Annotated in this window: 14 protein-coding genes; 3 read left to right on the forward strand and 11 right to left on the reverse strand. The window is 69.6% G+C overall.

The annotated features are described in order from the left end of the window. Positions 1-16: 16 nt before the first annotated feature. On the reverse strand, positions 17-1,912 hold the full coding sequence (locus ASE76_RS13475) for an ATP-dependent DNA helicase RecQ (protein WP_082448480.1): 1,896 nt from the start codon (positions 1,910-1,912) through the stop codon (positions 17-19). A 265-nt stretch (positions 1,913-2,177) separates the two neighbouring features. On the opposite strand from ASE76_RS13475, the gene ASE76_RS13480 reads away from it, so the two are divergent. The 3 genes from ASE76_RS13480 to groL all read left to right on the forward strand — a co-directional run bounded on the left by ASE76_RS13480 (position 2,178) and on the right by groL (position 5,561). Next, positions 2,178-3,230, forward strand: coding sequence for an ATP-binding protein (locus tag ASE76_RS13480; RefSeq protein ID WP_055840305.1), 1,053 nt, complete (start codon positions 2,178-2,180; stop codon positions 3,228-3,230). Positions 3,231-3,538: 308 nt separating this feature from the next. Beyond that, complete coding sequence (locus ASE76_RS13485) at positions 3,539-3,829, forward strand: co-chaperone GroES (RefSeq protein WP_055840307.1); 291 nt, start codon at positions 3,539-3,541, stop codon at positions 3,827-3,829. A 79-nt stretch (positions 3,830-3,908) separates the two neighbouring features. Then, positions 3,909-5,561, forward strand: coding sequence for a chaperonin GroEL (gene groL, locus ASE76_RS13490; RefSeq protein WP_055840308.1), 1,653 nt, complete (start codon positions 3,909-3,911; stop codon positions 5,559-5,561). Between the two features lie 155 nt (positions 5,562-5,716). Here groL and xylB read toward each other — a convergent pair whose 3' ends face one another. From xylB to ASE76_RS13540, 10 genes are all read right to left on the reverse strand, one after another. Further along, positions 5,717-7,180, reverse strand: coding sequence for a xylulokinase (gene xylB, locus ASE76_RS13495; RefSeq protein ID WP_055840502.1), 1,464 nt, complete (start codon positions 7,178-7,180; stop codon positions 5,717-5,719). Positions 7,181-7,395: 215 nt separating this feature from the next. Next, positions 7,396-8,328, reverse strand: coding sequence for an AraC family transcriptional regulator (locus tag ASE76_RS13500; RefSeq protein WP_055840310.1), 933 nt, complete (start codon positions 8,326-8,328; stop codon positions 7,396-7,398). A 128-nt stretch (positions 8,329-8,456) separates the two neighbouring features. Then, positions 8,457-9,275, reverse strand: coding sequence for an L-iditol 2-dehydrogenase (locus ASE76_RS13505; RefSeq protein WP_055840311.1), 819 nt, complete (start codon positions 9,273-9,275; stop codon positions 8,457-8,459). 11 nt (positions 9,276-9,286) lie between these two features. Continuing rightward, positions 9,287-9,961, reverse strand: a complete 675-nt coding sequence (locus ASE76_RS13510; protein WP_055840313.1) for a transaldolase family protein — start codon at positions 9,959-9,961, stop codon at positions 9,287-9,289. Between the two features lie 55 nt (positions 9,962-10,016). Then, positions 10,017-10,976: a carbohydrate kinase gene (locus ASE76_RS13515; RefSeq protein ID WP_055840316.1), complete on the reverse strand. Its 960-nt coding sequence runs from the start codon at positions 10,974-10,976 to the stop codon at positions 10,017-10,019. A 10-nt stretch (positions 10,977-10,986) separates the two neighbouring features. Further along, entirely contained in the window at positions 10,987-12,414 is a 1,428-nt protein-coding gene (dalD, locus tag ASE76_RS13520) for a D-arabinitol 4-dehydrogenase (RefSeq protein WP_168389254.1), read from the reverse strand. A 20-nt stretch (positions 12,415-12,434) separates the two neighbouring features. Beyond that, positions 12,435-13,472: an ABC transporter ATP-binding protein gene (locus ASE76_RS13525; protein WP_055840318.1), complete on the reverse strand. Its 1,038-nt coding sequence runs from the start codon at positions 13,470-13,472 to the stop codon at positions 12,435-12,437. A 14-nt stretch (positions 13,473-13,486) separates the two neighbouring features. After that, entirely contained in the window at positions 13,487-14,308 is an 822-nt protein-coding gene (locus ASE76_RS13530; RefSeq protein WP_055840506.1) for a carbohydrate ABC transporter permease, read from the reverse strand. A 116-nt stretch (positions 14,309-14,424) separates the two neighbouring features. Continuing rightward, positions 14,425-15,282, reverse strand: coding sequence for a carbohydrate ABC transporter permease (locus ASE76_RS13535; RefSeq protein ID WP_055840320.1), 858 nt, complete (start codon positions 15,280-15,282; stop codon positions 14,425-14,427). Between the two features lie 149 nt (positions 15,283-15,431). Next, a complete protein-coding gene (locus ASE76_RS13540) occupies positions 15,432-16,742 on the reverse strand; it encodes a sugar ABC transporter substrate-binding protein (protein ID WP_055840322.1) in 1,311 nt (436 codons plus the stop codon). Positions 16,743-16,749: the final 7 nt, after the last annotated feature.

Raw genomic sequence — 16,749 nt, forward strand, 5'->3', positions numbered from 1 at the left:
GCCGGGCGACGCAGGATCATGCGGCGACACGATTCTCGGCCGCCGCCTGCCGCCGGCGCTTCTGCGCCTTCACGAAATCCGGCCGGAAGCATCGGCTGCTTCCGTCCGCGAACGCGACCGTGACCGAAAGCGCGTCGGTTGCCGTCACCACGCCGGCCCCGTAGCGCCGGACCATGACCGCTGCACCGGCCTCGAACGCCTGCTTCGGCCCAGTCGATACCGGCGCCATGACCGACGCTTGCTTGTCCGGTTCGGCCGCGCGCATCGGAGCGGCATCGTCCTCGACCGTCCACGTTCCGGAAGGCGGCAGCACGGCAGGCGCCGCCGCGGTGCTGGCCTGGTCGTGCACGGCCGCCAGGGCGGCCATGCGTCGGCAGTTGTCGCAGTGCCCGCATTGGCCGCGCGGGCCACCCTCCTCGGCATGGCCGAAATAGTCGAGCAGCACCTGCCAGCGACAGCGCCCGGTCTGGGCATAGAACACCATCTGCTCCAGCGCCTCGTTGTCCTGCTCGCGCTTGGCACAGTAGGTCGACACCAGGTCGTCCAGCGCCACCGCATCCAGTGCCTTGCGCTGCAGTACCAAGCCGGCCTTCGCCTTCTGCACCACCAGGCGACGGCTGCGCAACAGGCCCAGCGCGACCTGGACCTTGCTGCGCGAGCAGCGATCCGCCAAGTGCGACTGCAGGGTCGCGAGCGACCATCCGGCAGCGGCAGCGTCGTCCGGTCCGGGTGCCGGCGGTGCGGCCAGCAAGGCATCGTGCACCGCCTGCAGGTCCTGCAGCGACGGATACCGCCCCGCCAGGAAGAACTGCTGCACCGCGCGATCCTTGCGCAGGAACATCAGCGTGCAGTCCGCAGGCTCGCCGTCGCGGCCGGCGCGACCCGACTCCTGGTAGTACGCATCGAGGCTCGCGGGCATCTGGTAATGGACGACGAATCGAATGTCCTGCTTGTCGATGCCCAGTCCGAACGCGTTCGTGGCCACCACCACCCGGGTGTCGCCGCGCATGAATCCGTCCTGCACCGCCTGGCGCTGCGCCGCAGGCAGGCGGCCGTGGTACAGCGCGACCGATTCGTCCGCCGCGGCCAACGCGTCGCGCACCGCCTCGGCGGCGCGGATCGTGGCGGCATAGACCAATCCGGCCCCGCCCGACGCCCGCACCAGCGCCACCACCCGGGCCATATTGTCCTTCTCGTTCGCAAGCGCCTCCACGCTGTAGGCCAAATTGGGACGGTAGGTGCCGGTATCGACGACGCCACCCGGGGCGATCCCCAGTTGCCGGCAGATGTCGCGCGCGACCGGGCCAGCGGCCGTGGCGGTCAGCGCCAGCACCGTCGGCCGCCCCAGGCGCTTGCAGGCCGGGCCGATCTCCAGGAACGCGGGCCTGAAATCGTGGCCCCACTGCGAAACGCAATGGGCTTCGTCCACCACCAGCAGGCTGGTCGGATGGCGCAGCAACAGCGCCAGGAAGTCGGCGTTGGCCAGCCGCTCGGGCGTGCAGAGCACCACCTTCGCCGAGCCGTCCGCGATGGCCGCCTCCGCCGCGTGGAGCGACGCCGCATCCAGGGACGCATGGACTTGCACCGTCGCGATTCCATGCTCGCACAGGGATTCGGACTGGTCCTGCATCAGAGCCAGCAACGGGGAAACCACCACGGTGCGGCCCGGCAACAGCGTGGCCGGCAGTTGGTAGCACAGCGACTTGCCGGCGCCGGTCGGCATCACCGCCAAGGTGTTGTCACCGCGCAGTACGCGGTCGATCACGTCGCGCTGGCCCGGCCGCAGGGTTTCCAGTCCGAACACCTCCCTTAGGCGGCTTTCGAGCATCGCGTCGTCCGCTGTCGCGGTGGAAATGGACGCGCCGGGATGCGTGGCGGCAACGGAAGCCGAGGCGGAGGCAGAAGCGGTCATGGCAGCGTGATCCGAAGAGGTACCGAAGCACCGATCGGGAGATGCTGGTCGGGCGGCACGGCCGGTGGCGTGGGCGCCGGTTACCGCCGCATGTCAGCCGATGGCGACGGGGCGTGAGGCCGCATCGCCGGCTGCGGTGCGAACCACCGTGCCGCCCGACCGGCGGCCGGTATGCGAATTCCACGCGCTTCCGTACACGACGAACATGGGGAGCACGGCGATCCCCGAAGATGTGCCCGGCACGGTCCAGGCATCATCTACCCGTATGAAACGTCAATACCTGGTGGCCATCGCTGCCGTGGCCGCGGCGCTGCTGCTGCGCTACCTGCTCAACCCGGTGCTGGGGCAGCAGGGGCCCTACCTGATCCTGACGCTGCCGATCGTGGCGGCGGCGGTCTACGGCGGCTTCGGGCCGGCCTTGTTCGCGACCGCACTGGGCACCTCGGCCGGCACCTACCTCTTCATCGACCGGGGCGCCGGCCTGCACGATGTGCTGCAGCCCGAAAACCTAACCCGTACCCTGCTCTTCGTGGTGATCGGCCTGGCCGTCGCGCTGATGGGCGGATGGCTGCACCGCTCCCGCGCGGCGCTGGCCGACAAGGTGCGCCAATTGAAATCCAGCAACCGCGCCAAGGACAACGCGATGGCCGTGCTGGGCCACGAGATCCGCAACCCGCTCTCGGCGATCCACTTGGCGCAGACCGTGCTGCAGCGCGCGCCGGGCGACGAGAAGCGGATCGCCTGGGCCACCGAGGTCATCGGCCGGCAGGTGGCGCAGATGACCCGCATGGCCGACGATCTGCTCGATCTCTCGGGCGTGATGCGGGGCGCGCCGCCGGCGAGGCTGGAGGTCGATCTGCGCCAGGTGCTGCTGCAGGCGCTGGAGCAGAGCGCCCCGCTCTACGCCAAGAAGGGCCACCGGCTCCACACCCGGATCGGCGATGCGCCGGTGGTCGTGACCGGAGACGCGCAGCGCCTGGTGCAGGTCTTCGCCAACCTGCTGACCAATGCCGCCAAATACACCGATCCGGGCGGCGAGATCGCCCTTACCCTGCAGCCGAAGGGGGCCCGCGAGGTCGCGGTGGCGATCGAGGACAACGGCGTAGGCCTGCCGCCCGGGCTGGTCGCCGACCTGTTCGAGCCCTTCGTGCAGGCGCCCGGTGCCGCCTCCAATGCGGAAGGCGGCCTGGGGCTGGGCCTGGCGATCGTGCGCAAGATCGTGACCGCCCACGGCGGCGAGGTGACGGCCGACAGCGCAGGGCCCGGGCAGGGCAGCCGCTTCACCGTGGTACTGCCGAAGGCGCAGGGCGGCGCCTGAGCGGGCTTGCGGACGGGCGCCATGCCGCGGGGACCGCCGATCCCCGGAACGCAAGAAGAAAACCGGGTCTCCGAGCGGAGTGCATTGCCAGGCCGCGCCTCGATCCGCCGCACCTTCCTTACATCCATTTCGCCTGCTCACCTACAGCCCCTCTTGAAACTGCGCCCGATGGCTATATCATTAGCACTCGAAGGGGACGAGTGCTAGCAGCCCGTACAGGCCGGCCCGGCGCCCTCCCCTCAGTTTCGCGACAGCCGCCTCTGCGCGGTGTCGTTCCGGCCCCAACCGCTTCCATTTCAGGAGTTGCTATGAACCTTCGTCCTCTGCACGACCGCGTGATCGTCAAGCGCATCGACAGCGAAACCAAGACCGCATCGGGCATCGTGATCCCCGACGCCGCCGCAGAAAAGCCGGACCAGGGCGAGATCCTGGCCGTCGGCCCGGGCAAGAAGAACGACAAGGGCGAGATCTCCGCTGTCGGCGTGAAGGTCGGCGACCGCGTCCTGTTCGGCAAGTACTCGGGCCAGACCGTCAAGGTCAACGGCGACGAGCTGCTGGTCATGAAGGAAGAAGACCTCTTCGCAGTTGTCGAGAAGTAAGGCGCCTGCGCTGCCCCGGTGCAGCGCGGCCTTTGCAGACAACCGTTTCCCTCTTTAACTGAATTCTGGAGAAATCAACATGGCAGCAAAAGACGTAGTCTTCGGCGGTGAAGCCCGCGCCCGCATGGTCGAAGGCGTGAACATCCTCGCCAACGCAGTGAAGGTCACCCTCGGCCCCAAGGGTCGCAACGTGGTGCTCGAGCGCTCGTTCGGCGCTCCTACGGTGACCAAGGACGGCGTGTCCGTCGCCAAGGAAATCGAACTCAAGGACAAGCTGCAGAACATGGGCGCCCAGCTCGTGAAGGAAGTGGCCTCCAAGACTTCCGACAACGCCGGTGACGGCACCACCACCGCGACCGTGCTGGCCCAGGCCATCGTGCGCGAAGGCTCCAAGTACGTCGCCGCCGGCCTGAACCCGATGGACCTGAAGCGCGGCATCGACAAGGCGGTCACCGCCCTGGTCGCCCAGCTGAAGAACGCCTCGAAGGCCACCACCACCTCGAAGGAAATCGCGCAGGTCGGCTCCATCTCGGCCAACAGCGACGAATCCATCGGCAAGATCATCGCGGACGCGATGGACAAGGTCGGCAAGGAAGGCGTGATCACCGTCGAAGACGGCAAGTCGCTCGACAACGAACTCGACGTCGTCGAAGGCATGCAGTTCGACCGCGGCTACCTGTCGCCCTACTTCATCAACAACCCTGAGAAGCAGGCCGCGTTGCTGGAAAACCCCTTCGTGCTGCTGTTCGACAAGAAGATCAGCAACATCCGTGACCTGCTGCCCGTGCTGGAGCAGGTCGCCAAGGCCGGCCGTCCGCTGCTGATCATCGCCGAAGAAGTCGAGGGCGAAGCCCTGGCGACGCTGGTGGTCAACACGATCCGCGGCATCCTGAAGGTCGTGGCCGTCAAGGCACCTGGCTTCGGCGACCGCCGCAAGGCCATGCTGGAAGACATCGCCATCCTGACGGGCGGCAAGGTCATCGCCGAAGAAGTGGGCCTGACGCTCGAGAAGGTCACCCTGGCCGACCTGGGCTCCGCCCAGCGCATCGAAGTGGGCAAGGAAAACACGACGATCATCGACGGCGCTGGCGCTGCCGACGACATCGAAGCCCGCGTCAAGCAGGTCCGCATCCAGATCGAGGAAGCCACCAGCGACTACGACCGTGAAAAGCTGCAGGAGCGCGTGGCCAAGCTGGCCGGCGGCGTTGCGGTGATCAAGGTCGGCGCGGCCACCGAAGTCGAGATGAAGGAAAAGAAGGCCCGCGTCGAAGACGCCCTGCACGCCACCCGCGCTGCAGTGGAAGAAGGCATCGTGGCCGGTGGTGGCGTCGCGCTGCTGCGCGCCAAGCAGGCCGCTGGCGAGATCAAGGGCGACAACGCCGACCAGGACGCCGGCATCAAGCTGATCCTGAAGGCCATCGAAGCGCCTCTGCGCGAGATCGTCTACAACGCCGGCGGCGAGCCGAGCGTGGTGGTCAACGCGGTGCTGAACGGCCAGGGCAACTACGGCTTCAACGCCGCCAACGACACCTACGGCGACATGATCGAAATGGGCATCCTGGACCCGACCAAGGTGACGCGCACTGCCCTGCAGAACGCCGCTTCCGTCGCGTCGCTGCTGCTGACGACCGAAGCCATGGTCGCCGAAGCACCGAAGGACGAAGCCGGTGCCGGCGGCATGCCTGGCGGCGGCATGGGTGGCATGGGTGGCATGGGCGACATGGGCATGTAAGCGCCCGGTCGCACCACCTGCCGGCCCGTGCCGGCGGGTGATGCCCCAAGCGAAAGCCCCGCGGACTGCGAAGTCCGCGGGGCTTTTTCCTTTATTTTGCTACTAGTTTTATAGCTGGCAGCCGGCGCAGGACGCCGGCTACAGCCACTTTTGGTTCAGATGTCGTCGAACTGCGCCTTTACCGCCGGGTATAGCTGACGAAAGCGCCGGTGTCGCGCCCGGTGTGCCTCGGCCGCTGCCAGGTCCGGCTCGAAGTGCTGGCGCACGGCGGGCGCGGTGCACACCGCCGCTTCGTCGCCGCCATCGGCCAGCCAGGCCAGCCGCGCGGCCCCCAGCGCGGCGCCGGCCTCGCCCCCCTCCGCGAGCGTCAGCGGCACCTCCAGGATGTCGGCCAGCAGTTGCGCCCACCAGACGCTGCGCGCACCGCCGCCCACCAGCGCCAATGCACCCGAAGGCGCCACCAGCGTGTCGAGCCCGTCGCGCAGGCCCAGGCAGACGCCTTCGGCCACCGCATAGGCGATGTCGTCGGGCCCGTGCGCCTGCGTCAGCCCGAACAGCACGCCCTGCGCACCGGCGTGGTTGTGCGGCGAGCGTTCGCCCGACAGGTAGGGAAGGAACAGCGGCGCCCGGCTGCGGGCCGGCGCATCGGGCCGTGCCGCGGCCTCCAGCAGGGCCGCCTCGCTGCCGCCGAAGCCGAAGGCCCGCGCCGCCCACGTGACCGCACTGGCGGCCGAGAGCATTACCGACATCTGGTGCCAGCGGCCCGGCAGCGCATGGCAGAAGGCGTGCACGGCCCGGGCAGGATGGGGCAGGAACCGGTCGGTGGCGATGAAGATCACGCCCGAGGTGCCGAGCGACACGAAGCCCTGCCCCGGCGCCACGACGCCCATGCCCACCGCACTGGCCGCGTTGTCGCCCGCCCCGCCCGCGATCTTCACGCTGGCCGGCAAGCCCCACCGCGCAGCCAACGCGGGCGACAGCATGCCCGACACCGCACTGCCCTCGACCAGCCGCGGCATGTGGCCGCGGGTGAGCCCGGTGGCCGCCAGCAGTTCGTCCGACCAGTCGCGCCGCCCTACGTCCAGCCACAGCGTGCCCGCCGCGTCCGACATCTCGGCGACCGCCTCGCCGCAGAGCATCAGCCGCAGCCAGTCCTTCGGCAGAAGCACGCGCGCCGTGCGGGCGAACGCGTCGGGCTCGTGCCGGCGCACCCACAGCAGCTTGGGCGCGGTGAATCCCGGCATCGCCAGGTTGCCGGCGATCTCCGCCAGCCGCGGCACCGCCTGCGCCAGCGCATCGCACTCCGCCGCGCTGCGTCCGTCATTCCACAGGATCGCCGGCCGCAGCACCGCGCCGGCCGCGTCCAGCAGCACCGCACCGTGCATCTGCCCCGACAACCCGATCGCCCGCACCGCCGCCAGCGCCGCCGGATGCGCTGCCCGCAGCTGCGCCATCGCGTCCTCCACCGCCACCCACCACGCCGCCGGGTCCTGCTCCGACCACAGCGGCCGCGGCCGGCTCGCCACCAGCGGCGCCCGCGCCACCCCCACGATGCGCCCGCCGCCGTCCAGCAGCAGCGCCTTGAGTTCCGAAGTGCCGAGATCGAGCCCGAGGTACATGGTCATGAACGAAAAGTGCCTCCAGCCGGCGAACGGCGCCGACCATAAGCTATAAAAAACGTAGCATCGGCCTTCACGACCTTGCCACGGAGAATTCCCCATACTCCGCGCACCGCCACCCTCAAGGGACACCGTGGAACCGGCTCTGCCGGGCCAGGGGTGTCGCCCCCGGTAGGGGGTGGGCGAAGACACGCAGTGCGTAGCCTGGGGGCCAGCTAAGCCTGGCCGCCAAATCGCCGCTCCGACTGCCGCCGGAATTCCGTCGGCGTCATGCCCTTGATCTCCAAAAAGCGCCGGTTGAAATTGGCGACGTTGTTGAAGCCCACCTGGTAGCAGATGTCGGTCACGTAGTGGTCGGTCTGCATCAGCAGGTGGCAGGCGTTGTTGATCCGCACCCGGTTCACGAAATCGGTGAAGCTGTTGCCGGTCGCCTTGCGGAAGAAGCGGCTGAACCGGCTCTCGCTCATGCCCAGGCCGGCGGCCACGTCGGCCATGTGGATCGGCTCGGCGACGTTGTCGGTGATCCGGTTGACGATGGCGTTGATGCTGTCGACCTCGGCATCGCCCTCGGCGCCCTGCATCTGCACGCTGGAGAGCAGCCGGTAGTCGGTGCAATCGGCCAGGTCGGCCAGGAAGTCGCAGAACGCCGCCAGCCGGCGCAGGCCGTGGGTGGACTTGACCCGCGCCCAGTGCGCCTCGGCCCGCTCCGACAGGCCGAAGAACTCGACGCCCCGGCGGGCCCGCTCCAGCAACGGCCGCACCTCGGCCAGCTCGGGAATGCCCTGCGCCGCCTGCTCCACCGGATCGTGGCGGAACTGGATGACCAGGTCCCGCGCCTCCACCCCGCCGGCCGGCGTGTCGAGCGAGATCCAGTTGTGCGGCAGCCGCGGCCCGCACAGCACCAGGTGCCCCGGTCCGAACGGCCCGATCCAGTCGCCCACGAAGGCCTTGCCCGAGGTGTGCGTGATCAGGTGCAGCTCGTACTCGTCGTGACAATGCCAGCGCGCCAGCGAACTCGGGTACCCGTGCGCCAGGCAGCGCACCCACCCGGCCTCTTCCGGCGGCTCGTAGCCCAGCGCCGGCGAGCGCGCCAGGTCGTGCTCCAGCTCCGGCTGGCGCTGGCGGGGAGTGGCGTAGGTCTTGTTCATAAACATCGGCCCCAAAAGACACACCGGCAACTCCCAGACATCTCGCGGAACCGGCTTCGCCGGGCCGCCAGGATGGCCCCCTGCAAGGGGGTGGGCGAAGACACGAAGTGCGCAGCCTGGGGGTGTGCTCAGCCCATGACGCTACCACCGTCCACGTTCAGCGTCTGGGCGGTGATGTAGCGCGCGGCGTCGCTCGCCAGGAACACCACCGCACCCGCCATGTCGGCCGGCGTGCCCATGCGGCCCAGCGGCACCGCCAGGCCCACCTGGCGCTTCTTCTCGCCGATCGGCAGGTTCTCGTAGCGGGCGAAGAGCGCATCGACCCCGGCCCACATCGGCGTATCGACCACGCCCGGCGCGATGCCGTTGACCCGGATGCCGTGCGGCGCCATCGCCAGCGCCGCGCTCTGGGTGTAGCTGATGACCGCGGCCTTGGTGGCGCAGTAGTGGGCGACCAGCGCCTCGCCGCGCCGGCCGGCCTGCGAGGCCAGGTTGACCACCGACGCGCCTCGCGTGCCGGCCCGCACCATCTCGCGCAGCACCGCCTGCATCACGAAGAACATGCCCTTCACGTTGACCGCGAACAGCCGGTCGAACGAGGCCTCGTCGGCGTCCAGCAGCGGCGCCATGTCGAACACCGCCGCGTTGTTGACCAGCGTGTGGATGGCACCGAAGCGGGCCTGCGCCGCGGCGATGCAGCGGGCGATGGCGGCGCTGTCGGTCACGTCGGCGCCCTGGTAGGCGATCGCGTCGGGATGGCGCGCGGCCACCGCGCGCACCGCGTCCGGGGCACCGTCGGCGCGATCGACCACGGTGCAGCGCGCGCCCTCGGCGATGCAGGCCTCGGCGATCGCCAGGCCGATGCCGCCGCCGGCGCCGGTCAGCAGCACGTGCCGGCCGGCGAGGCAGCCGGTGGATGTGGTGGGGGATACAGGTGCGTCGCTCATCGAAAAGGTCCTCAGGAAGACAGGGGAAGGCGGTCGGCATCCGCCAGGAAGCCACGCTGGGCCGCCGACGTGGCCGGGTGGTCGAGGATCTCGGCGAACAGCGCGGGCGGCACGGTGATCGCGCCCACGCCGAGCGCCAGCAGCGCCTGGTAGGCGGCGCGGGAGCGCACGCTGGCCACCAGCAGCCGGGTGCCGCTGCCGCTCTGCGCCACCAGCGCCTGCATCCGCGCGACCAGCGCCAGTCCGTCGATGCCGGCGTCTTCCAGCCTGCCCAGGTAGGGCGCCGCATAGGCCGCACCGAGCTGGGCCGCGAAGTGCGCCTGCTCTTCCGCGTACACCGCGGTGTAGGTGACCGGGACACCCTCGGCGCTCAGTTCTGCGCCGGCCCGCAGGCCCTCGCGGGTGGCCGGGATTTTCACCACCAGCTGGCCCGGCTCGAACGCCGCCAGCAGCGCCAGCGCGTCGGCCCGCATGCCGTCGGCATCGGCCGACTGCACCTGCGCCTGGACCTGCCGCGCGCCGAGCCGCAGCGCGCGGTGCAGCAGCGCGGGCAGCGCCGCCCGCGAGACGCCGGCGCGCAGCAGCAGCGTGGGGTTGGTGGTGACGCCGTAGACCACCGGGTGCGGCAGGCAGGCCTGCAGCGCGTCGATGTCGGCACTGTCGATGTAGAGGTGGAAGCGCGTCATGGGGTCGTGCGGTGGATCGCGGTGAATGCGTCGGTCGGTTCTGCGTGGCGGCGGTTCACCGCGGGATCGATGCGGGGTCTTGCGGGCCGGCCCACGTACCGCGCACCTCGTCGCGCCGCGGGGGATTCGCACCCTCTCGCGTGCAGTTGAGCGCCGCGGCGGCGGCCGCGAACTGCAGCACCGTGCGCCAGGTCGCGTCGGCCAGGGCGGCCAGCTGCGCCGGCTGCTCCACGCCCTGCTCCAGCAGGCCCACCGACAATGCCGCGCCGAAGGTGTCGCCGGCGCCGATGGTGTCGACCACCGCCACCGACGGCGGCCGCACCTCCAGCGGCGCATGCCCGGTCCGGTAGAGCGTGGCCCCGGCCGCGCCGCGGGTCAGCACCACGGCGCGCGGCCCCATGCGCAAAAAGCACAGGGCGGTGTCGGCCGCGTCCTGGTGCGGCGCGAGCGCGGTGGCGTCTTCGTCGCTCAGCTTGACGATGTCGCTCAGCGCGGCCCAGGCGCGCATCCGCTCGCGGTAGCCGGCCATGTCGCGCACCAGGCTGGGCCGCACGTTGGGATCGAAGACGACGATGCGTGCGCCGCGCTGAGCCTGCACCAGCGCGGTGATGCAACCGGCCGCCGGTTCCTGCAGCAGCGCGATGGAGCCGAAGTGCAGGTAGCGGCAGCTCTGCGGCAGTTCCGGCAGCGGGTCGGGCGACCACAGCGTGTCGGCGGTGGCCTGGGTGTAGAAGGCGTAGCGGTTGGTCTGCGGCGTGCGCTCGACGAAGGCCAGCGTGCTCGGCGCATCGCTGCGCAGCACCAAGCGGGTGTCGACCCCGTTGGCCTGCAGGTTCGCCAGCAGCCGCTCGCCGAACAGGTCGGTGGAGAGCTGGGTGACCAGGCCGGCAGGCTGGCCGAGCCGTGCGGCGGCGATGGCGCTGTTGGCCAATGCGCCACCTTCGTGGCCCACGAAGCCCAGGCCGCCGGTGCCGGTGAAATCGATCAGGGCCTCGCCCACGAACGCGATGCGCATGGAGGCTCCTTCAGGCGGCGGACGCCACGAATGCGTCGACCCGCTGGCCGACCCGGCGCACCGCGTCGACCAGGCGCGGATCGTTCGCGGTAGGCCCCCACAGCGACCCATCGGCGCAGAAGGCCGCGACCGGGTCGGCGGCGTCGCAGATCGCATGCGCTGCCGTCGGGTCCATGCCCTGGTCCTGGTACGCATAGGGCAGCGTGCCCCGGTGCCAGCGCTGCAGGAAGGCCAGGAACAGCGCGGGCAGCATCGCCACGCTGTCGATGCCCTCGCCGCGCGCCAGCCGCTCCCGGATCGTCGGTGCGACGAAGCCGGGAATCTTGGAGAAGCCGTCGGCTGCCACCCGCTGGTTGGTGTCGCGGATCGCCGGGTTGCCGAAACGCTCCAGCACCACGTCGCGGTAGGCGGGCAGGTCGACCGGGCTGGCCGCGCCCGGCACCTGCAGGCAGGGGATCACGTCGTCGGTGACGTAGTCGTAGGCCATCCGGCGGATCGCCGCGGTGTGCGTGCCCTCGTGGATGAACTGCAGGCCGACCAGGGTGCCGGCCCAGGCGATGCAGCTGTGGGTGGCGTTGAGCAGCCGGATCTTGGCTTCCTCGTACGGCTGCACCGATGCGACCAGCTGCACGCCCACGCGCGCCCAGTCGGGCCGGCCGGCGACGAAGTCGTCCTCGATCACCCACTGGATGAAGCTCTCGCCGGTGACCGGCACGGCGTCGTCCCAGCCGGTGGCCTGCAGCACGCGCGCGCGCAACTCCGGTGGAGGGCGCGGCGTGATGCGGTCGACCATCGCGTCGGGACAGGCGGTGTTCGCCTCGGCCCATGCGCGCAGCGCCGGGTCGCCCGCATGGTCGATGAACTCCAGCAGGCCGCCGCGGAAGCGTTCGCCGTTGTGGCGCAGGTTGTCGCAGTTGAGCAGGGTGAGCGGGCCGGCGCCCGCCGCACGGCGCGCCCGCAGGATCGCGCAGACCGCGCCGTAGACCGTCTGGCCGGCCTCGCCGCGGCGGGCGCGGTCGATGTCGGCCTGCAGGTCGGTGAACGACAGATCCAGCCGGTGCTGTGCGTCGAGATAGTAGCCGGCCTCGGTCACGGTGAAGGACACGATGCGGGTGGCGGGCGCCGCGCCGCAGGCGACCACCGCGGCCAGCGACGCCTCGTAGGGCAGCACCGCGCGGATCGCGGCGATGCGCTGGTAGCGCACCGCGCCGGCGGGCGAGATCGTCTCCAGCGTGTAGTGGCCGCCCTGGGCGCGCAGCGCGTCCAGCGTCTCGGCCATGTCGGGCCGGATGTTGGCGCCGACTAGCGACCAGCGGGTGTCGCCCGCGTCGTGCAGTTGCTGCAGGTACACCGCCTGGTGCGCGCGGTGGAAGGAGCCCAGGCCCAGGTGCAGGATGGTGCCGGTGCCGGTGCCGTCGGGCGGGGTGGAGTTGGACATGTCGCGGTTCCGAAGAGGATTCAGGCGGTGGCGTCGGCGGTGCGGCCGTCGCGGTCGAAGAGGTGCAGCACCGACGGATCGAGTTCGACGCCCACGTCGTCGCCGGCCTGCAGCCGGGTGCGGTCGTTCTGGCGTGCGACCAGCGGCACGCCTTCCACGTCGACATGGATCAGAGTGTCGGCCCCCAGGGCCTCGACCAGCTCGACCCGGCCCGGCACGCCGGCGCCGTGGCCGGGGTGCACCCGCAGGCCCTCGGGCCGCACGCCCAGGAAGCCGTCCTGCGGCAGACGGCCGCGGGTCTGGGCCGAGAAGTGCGGGATGGCCGCGGCCGGCACCAGGTTCATCGACGGCATGCCGATGAACTGCGCGACGAAGCGGTTGGCCGGCCGGTCGTAGAGCTCCAGCGGCGTGCCCACCTGCTCGATCCGGCCGTCGCGGAACACCACCACCCGGTCGGCCAGCGTCATCGCCTCGACCTGGTCGTGGGTGACGTAGATGGTGGTGGCGCCGAGCGCGCGGTGCAGCTTGTGGATTTCCACCCGCGTGTTGCCGCGCAGCGCCGCGTCGAGGTTGGAGAGCGGCTCGTCGAACAGGAACACCTTGGGCGCGCGGACGATGGCCCGGCCGATCGCCACCCGCTGGCGCTGCCCGCCCGACAGGTCCTTGGGCGTGCGGTCGAGGTACTGCGCCAGGTTGAGCGTCTCGGCCGCGTGCAGCACCTTGCGGCGGATCTCGTCCTTGGCCACGCCGGCCAGCTTGAGCGCGAAGGACATGTTGTCGTAGACGCTCATGTGCGGATAGAGCGCATAGCTCTGGAACACCATCGCCAGGTCGCGCTTGCCCGAAGGCATGTGGGTGATGTCGCGGCCGTCCAGGTGCAGGCTGCCGCCGGTGGCCGGCTCCAGCCCGGCGATCAGCCGCAGCAGCGTCGACTTGCCGCAGCCCGACGGCCCGACAAAAACGATGAACTCGCCCTTCTGGATCTCCAGGTCGACGCCGCGGATGATCTGCGCGTCGCCGAAGCTCTTGGTGATGTGCTGCAGTTGCAGGTAGGCCATGGATGTCTCCCGTTTCACTTGACGGCGCCGAAGGTCAGGCCCTGGACGAGTTGCTTCTGGCTGAACCAGCCGAACACCACGATCGGCGCGATCGCCATCAGCGAGGCGGCCGAGAGCTTGGCCCAGAACAGGCCTTCGGGGCTGGAGTAGGAGGCGATCAGCGTCGCCAGGGTGCCAGCCTTGGCCGAGCTGAGGTTGAGCGCCCAGAACGATTCGTTCCAGCTGAGCACCAGGCACAGCAGCCCGCAGGAGCCCAGCCCGCCGACCGACAGCGGCAGCACCACGTGGCGGAACTCGGTCCACAGGCTCGCGCCGTCCATGCGGGCGGCCTCCAGGATGTCCTGCGGTATGTCCTTGTAGCTGGCGTACAGCATCCAGACCATGATCGGCAGGTTGGACAGGGTGAACACCACCGTCAGCGCGGTCAGCGAATCGAGCAGGCCGGTGCTCTGCGCCAGCACGTAGACCGGCATCAGCGCGCCGACCGCCGGCATCATCTTGGTGGAGAGCATCCACATCAGGATGTCCCGGGTGCGGCGGGTGCGGAAGAAGGCCATCGAGTACGCCGCCGGCGCCGCGATCAGCAGCCCGAGGACGGTGGAGCCCAGCGCGGTGACCAGCGAATTGCGGGCGTACAGCAGGTAGTCGCTGCGGCGCTGCACCTCGGCGAAGTTGTCGAGCGTGGGCGTGAAGACGAAGAGCGGTGGCACGTGGATCGCCTGCAGCTCGGTCTTGAAGGCCGTCAGGAACAGCCATCCCAGCGGGAAGAACAGCAGCAGCGCCGCGGCCCAGGCGCCCACGGTGCGGATGCCGGTGAGAACGAGCTTGTCGTGCATGGTCATCTTTCTTGGAAACACCGCGGAACCGGCTTGGCCGGGCCGCTGGTGTTGCCCCCTGCAAGGGGGTTGGCGCAGAGACACGCAGTGCGCGAAGACTGGGGGTGTGCCATGGTTCAGTCGAGGTTCTTGCCGACGATGCGGATCAGGAAGACCGCGACGATGTTGGCCAGCACCACCGCGAACAGCGCGCCGGCCGAGGCCACGCCCACGTCGAAATTCATCAGCGACTGCTTGAAGATCAGGTAGGTGAGGTTGGTGCTCTCGTTGCCCGGGCCGCCGTTGGTGGTGATGGCGATCTCGGCGAAGACGCCCAGAAGGAAGATCATCTCGATCATGATCACCACCGCCATCGGCCGGCCCAGGTGCGGCAGCGTCAGGTAGAAGAAGCGCTGCGGCGCGGTGGCGCCGTCCATGCGGGCGGCCTCCATCTGCTCGCGGTCGAGCGACTGCAGCGAGGTGATGAAGATCAGGCAGGCGAAGGGCAGCCACTGCCAGGCCACCATCACGATCACCGACAGCAGCGGCGCATCGGTCAGCCAGTCGACCGGCGCGGCGCCGAAGGCGCGCCACACGTCGGCCAGGATGCCGTAGATCGGGTTCATCATCATGTGCTTCCACAGCAGCGCGTTGACCGCCGGCATGACGAAGAACGGCGAGACCAGCAGCACCCGCACGATGCCCCGGCCCGGGAACGGCTCGTTGACCAGCAGCGCCAGCAGCACGCCCAGCACCACGGTGATGCCGATCACGCTGCCGATCAGCAGCAGCGTGTTGGAGACGGCGGGCCAGAAGTCCGGATCGGTGACGAAATACTGGAAGTTGCCCAGGCCCGCGAAAGCGTGCTCGCCCGGCTGCATCAGGTTGTAGTTGACGAACGAGAAGTACAGCGTCATCGCCAGCGGCACGACCATCCAGAGGACGAGCGTGGCCACGGCAGGCGCCATGAGCATCCGGGGCAGCAAGCGTTTCATGGGAACGGCCTCGAGGGGTTTTCGGGTGCGGCTCCTTCCCCCGCTGGGGGAAGGTGGGGATGAGGGCTGCCGCCAGTGACGGTGCCGAACGTTCTATCGGACGTGGGCCCCCACCCCGGCCCTCCCCCAGCGGGGGAGGAAGCTGCGGGTTACTTGTAGTACCCGCCCTTTTTCATCTCGCGCTCGGCGGCGCTCTGCGACGTCTTCAGCGCCTGCTCCACCGTCACCTTGCCCGACAGCGCCGCGCTCATCTGCTGGCCCACCGCCACGCCGATCGCCTGGAACTCGGGGATCGCCGCGTACTGCACGCCGACGTAGGGCGACTTGGGCAGGGTGCTGTCAGTCAGGTTGGCGCTGTCGATCGCCTTCTTCTCCTCGGCCGCGAATTTCGCCACCTTCTGGAATTCGGGGTTGGCGTAGGTCGACTTGCGGGTGCCGGTGGGCACCGTGTTCCAGCCGTGCTCCTTGGCCACCAGTTGCACGTACTCCTTCGACGTCGCCCACCGCACGAAGGTCTGCGCGGCGGCGGCCTTGGTCGAGCTGGCGGGAATCGCCAGATTCCAGGTCCAGAGCCAGTTGGCGCCTTTCGGCGTGACGGCGGTCGGGGCCTGGGCGAAGGCCACCTTGTCGGCCACCTTCGACTGCTTCGGATCGCTGATGAACGAGGCGGCGATGGTCGCGTCCACCCACATGCCGCACTTGCCCTCGTTGAACAGCGCCAGGTTCTCGTTGAAGCTGTTGGCCGAGGCGCCGGGCGGGCCGTAGTTCTTCATCAGGTCCACGTAGAAGCCGATGGCGTCCTTCCAGGGCTTGGAGTCGATCTGCGGCTTCCACTGCATGTCGAACCACTGGCCGCCGTAGGTGTTGACCAGCGTCGTCAGGAAGGCCATGTTGTCGCCCCAGCCGGGCTTGCCCCGCAGGCACATGCCGTAGACGCCGGCCTTCGGGTCGTGGATCTTGCCGGCCAGCTCCTTGACCTGGGCCCAGGTGGGCTGCGGCGGCATCTGGAAGCCGGCCTTGTCGGCCAGGTCCTTGCGGTACATCAGCATCGAGCTTTCGCCGTAGAAGGGCGCGGCGTAGAGCTTGCCGTCGGTCGACAGGCCGGCGCGGATCGCGGGCAGCAGGTCGTCCACGTCGTAGGCGGCATCGGTGGCGATGGGGGTGAGCCAGCCCTTCTTGGACCAGATCGGCGCTTCGTACAGGCCGATGGTCATCACGTCGAACTGGCCCCCCTTGGTGGCGATGTCGGTGGTCACCCGCTGGCGCAGCGTGCCCTCCTCCAGCGTGACCCACTTCAGCTTGATGTCGGGATGCGCCTTCTCGAACACCGGCGAGAGCTTCTGCATCTCGATCATGTGGCCGTTGTTGACGGTGGCGATGACCAGTTCGGTCGCTGCGGTGGCAGCGGCGCAGGCGTGCACGGCGGCCAGCGCCAGTGCGATGCGGGTGAAGGTTTTCATGGTTGTG

The sequence above is a fragment of the Xylophilus sp. Leaf220 genome (genome assembly GCF_001421705.1).
Taxonomy (GTDB): domain Bacteria; phylum Pseudomonadota; class Gammaproteobacteria; order Burkholderiales; family Burkholderiaceae_C; genus Xylophilus.

Excerpts from the sequence above, each read along its gene's own strand:
- ASE76_RS13475 (WP_082448480.1), bottom strand. The coding sequence starts at position 1,912 with ATGACCGCTTCTGCCTCCGCCTCGGCTTCCGTTGCCGCCACGCATCCC.
- ASE76_RS13480 (WP_055840305.1), top strand. The coding sequence starts at position 2,178 with ATGAAACGTCAATACCTGGTGGCCATCGCTGCCGTGGCCGCGGCGCTG.
- ASE76_RS13485 (WP_055840307.1), top strand. The coding sequence starts at position 3,539 with ATGAACCTTCGTCCTCTGCACGACCGCGTGATCGTCAAGCGCATCGAC.
- groL (WP_055840308.1), top strand. The coding sequence starts at position 3,909 with ATGGCAGCAAAAGACGTAGTCTTCGGCGGTGAAGCCCGCGCCCGCATG.
- xylB (WP_055840502.1), bottom strand. The coding sequence starts at position 7,180 with ATGTACCTCGGGCTCGATCTCGGCACTTCGGAACTCAAGGCGCTGCTG.
- ASE76_RS13500 (WP_055840310.1), bottom strand. The coding sequence starts at position 8,328 with ATGAACAAGACCTACGCCACTCCCCGCCAGCGCCAGCCGGAGCTGGAG.
- ASE76_RS13505 (WP_055840311.1), bottom strand. The coding sequence starts at position 9,275 with ATGAGCGACGCACCTGTATCCCCCACCACATCCACCGGCTGCCTCGCC.
- ASE76_RS13510 (WP_055840313.1), bottom strand. The coding sequence starts at position 9,961 with ATGACGCGCTTCCACCTCTACATCGACAGTGCCGACATCGACGCGCTG.
- ASE76_RS13515 (WP_055840316.1), bottom strand. The coding sequence starts at position 10,976 with ATGCGCATCGCGTTCGTGGGCGAGGCCCTGATCGATTTCACCGGCACC.
- dalD (WP_168389254.1), bottom strand. The coding sequence starts at position 12,414 with ATGTCCAACTCCACCCCGCCCGACGGCACCGGCACCGGCACCATCCTG.
- ASE76_RS13525 (WP_055840318.1), bottom strand. The coding sequence starts at position 13,472 with ATGGCCTACCTGCAACTGCAGCACATCACCAAGAGCTTCGGCGACGCG.
- ASE76_RS13530 (WP_055840506.1), bottom strand. The coding sequence starts at position 14,308 with ATGCACGACAAGCTCGTTCTCACCGGCATCCGCACCGTGGGCGCCTGG.
- ASE76_RS13535 (WP_055840320.1), bottom strand. The coding sequence starts at position 15,282 with ATGAAACGCTTGCTGCCCCGGATGCTCATGGCGCCTGCCGTGGCCACG.
- ASE76_RS13540 (WP_055840322.1), bottom strand. The coding sequence starts at position 16,742 with ATGAAAACCTTCACCCGCATCGCACTGGCGCTGGCCGCCGTGCACGCC.